We start from the raw sequence: 2,504 nt of genomic DNA on the forward strand, positions 1-2,504 counted from the left end.
CAAAATCTTTTGGACGGGATGCATCATATTCAAGCTAACTTAGAGTGTCAATAAAATAATCGGGTTTTAGGTTTAATTGCTGAAATATAGAACATTTTGCAATCAGTTTAGTAAGGAAAGGAGGGGGCAGAGAACTGGCCCCCAATAAATTAGGGGCCGAAAATTTTAAATTATTGAGCCGAAGCTTCACGTTCAGCGATAAACGCTAAGGCTTTTTCAATACGAGCGATTGAACGGGCTTGGCCAATAGCGTGAACAGTGACATCAAGGCCTGGAGATTGGCCAGCACCGGTCACCGCAACACGTAAAGGCATTCCCACTTTACCCATACCCACTTCTAATTCAGCCGCAGTAGCTTCGATGGCTTGATGAACATTCTCAGCCGTCCAATCAGTGATCGCAGCTAACTTATCTTTTACGACTTCTAACGGTTGACGTGCAACAGGTCGTAAGTGTTTTTTCGCGGCATCAGCATCAAACTCTTCAAAATCCTGGTAGAAATAGTGGCAAGATTCCGCCATTTCTTTCAATGTTTTGCAACGCTCACCTAATAATTTGATTAAATCAACTAATTGAGGCCCTGTGCTGGTATCAATATTTTGTTGTTCAATATGCCATGCAAGATAGGTTGCAACTTCTTCTGCTGGTAATGTATTGATATAGTGGTGGTTTAACCATTGCAGTTTTTCAGTGTTGAACGCACTTGCTGATTTACTGATTGCATCAAGGCTGAAATACTCTTTCATTTCTTCAACGGTGAAAATTTCTTGGTCACCATGAGACCAACCTAAACGCACAAGATAATTAAGAAGCGCTTGCGGCAAATAACCGTCATCACGGTACTGCATAACGCTAACTGCACCATGGCGTTTTGACAGTTTTTTACCATCATCACCTAGGATCATTGACACGTGGGCATACACAGGCACTGGTGCCCCTAATGCTTTTAGAATATTGATCTGGCGAGGTGTGTTATTAATATGGTCTTCACCACGAATAACATGAGTGATTTCCATATCCCAGTCATCAATTACGACACAGAAATTATATGTCGGGGAACCATCAGTACGGCGAATGATTAAGTCATCCAGTTCTTGGTTACTAAACTCAATTGGCCCACGAATTTTGTCGTCAAAAATAACGGAACCTTCTTGTGGATTACGAAAACGAACAACGTGTGGCTCATCTGGCGTATGGTTGTGAGCATGATCACGGCAGCAACCATCGTACCGAGGTTTTTCGTTATTTGCCATTTGTTCTTCACGTAACGCTTCTAGACGCTCTTTTGAACAATAACAACGATAAGCGGTACCCGCATCTAACATTTGGTCAATGACATCATTATAACGGTCAAAACGTTTAGTTTGATAATAAGGGCCTTCATCCCAATTTAAATTCAACCAGTTCATACCGTCCATAATGGCGTCGATAGCTTCCTGAGTTGAACGTTCTAAGTCAGTATCTTCAATACGCAGGACAAATTCGCCATGATTGTGGCGACTAAATAACCAGGAATACAGAGCGGTACGTGCACCACCAACGTGTAAATAGCCAGTTGGACTTGGCGCAAAACGGGTTTTGATTTTACTCATCGAGATTGCCTTAATTGCAAAACATGTTTTTGAAGCGCTTATCTATTTACTGTAGAAGACTAAAAAAACAAGCACAGTTAACTGGGTAGCAAGTTTGATGTTCTAAACAGCGAAATGTCTAAGCATTGCTAAAATGTGTATCTATTCTATCATCCTACAATGATTCCTCAATCAAGTTATCAGAATAGAAGACAAGAAATTACGCTGTTTCGCCAAATTTGACATAAATAAATGCGCTTTAAAAATAATTTCTGTTTTTTTCTTAAAAGAACAAAGAGAAAATGATAGGTAATTGATTAAAAAGGCAGCTTTTCTGGTGAATATTGAAACATCTTGATTATTTTTGCAACGAACGATAAAAATCTATTGAAAAAGCGTTGACTCAGAACTCAGTATCCCTATAATGCACCTCCATCGACGACGGGGCGATTAGCTCAGTTGGTAGAGCACCTCCCTTACAAGGAGGGGGTCAGTGGTTCGAGCCCGCTATCGCCCACCACCGTTGACGATGACAATAAATAATTGGGCGATTAGCTCAGTTGGTAGAGCACCTCCCTTACAAGGAGGGGGTCAGTGGTTCGAGCCCGCTATCGCCCACCAATTATTTATTATAATGTAATATAAGTCATGAAGTGGGCGATTAGCTCAGTTGGTAGAGCACCTCCCTTACAAGGAGGGGGTCAGTGGTTCGAGCCCGCTATCGCCCACCACTTCATTAGCTACTTGCATTAAAAAACAATTTAGATGGGTCGTTAGCTCAGTCGGTAGAGCAGTTGACTTTTAATCAATTGGTCGCAGGTTCGAATCCTGCACGACCCACCATCTAAGCAGTAAAAAAATCAGAACTTCCAAGATGGGTCGTTAGCTCAGTCGGTAGAGCAGTTGACTTTTAATCAATTGGTCGCAGGTTCG

At 41.7% G+C, this 2,504-nt stretch carries 1 protein-coding gene and 4 tRNA genes; 4 read left to right on the forward strand and 1 reads right to left on the reverse strand.

Going from position 1 to position 2,504, the window contains the following annotated elements; genetic code table 11:
• Positions 1-170 precede the first annotated feature (170 nt).
• Positions 171-1,592, reverse strand: a complete 1,422-nt coding sequence (gene gltX, locus PSE72_RS16955; protein ID WP_115166988.1) for a glutamate--tRNA ligase — start codon at positions 1,590-1,592, stop codon at positions 171-173.
• Positions 1,593-2,015: 423 nt separating this feature from the next.
• On the opposite strand from gltX, the gene PSE72_RS16960 reads away from it, so the two are divergent.
• The 4 genes from PSE72_RS16960 to PSE72_RS16975 all read left to right on the forward strand — a co-directional run bounded on the left by PSE72_RS16960 (position 2,016) and on the right by PSE72_RS16975 (position 2,414).
• Positions 2,016-2,091: transfer RNA gene (locus tag PSE72_RS16960), tRNA-Val, on the forward strand.
• Positions 2,092-2,116: 25 nt separating this feature from the next.
• Positions 2,117-2,192 (forward strand) — tRNA-Val (locus tag PSE72_RS16965).
• Positions 2,193-2,226: 34 nt separating this feature from the next.
• Positions 2,227-2,302, forward strand: a tRNA-Val gene (locus tag PSE72_RS16970).
• A 36-nt stretch (positions 2,303-2,338) separates the two neighbouring features.
• Positions 2,339-2,414: transfer RNA gene (locus tag PSE72_RS16975), tRNA-Lys, on the forward strand.
• Positions 2,415-2,504: the final 90 nt, after the last annotated feature.

The organism is Providencia sp. PROV116 (assembly GCF_028482485.1).
GTDB lineage: Bacteria > Pseudomonadota > Gammaproteobacteria > Enterobacterales > Enterobacteriaceae > Providencia > Providencia rettgeri.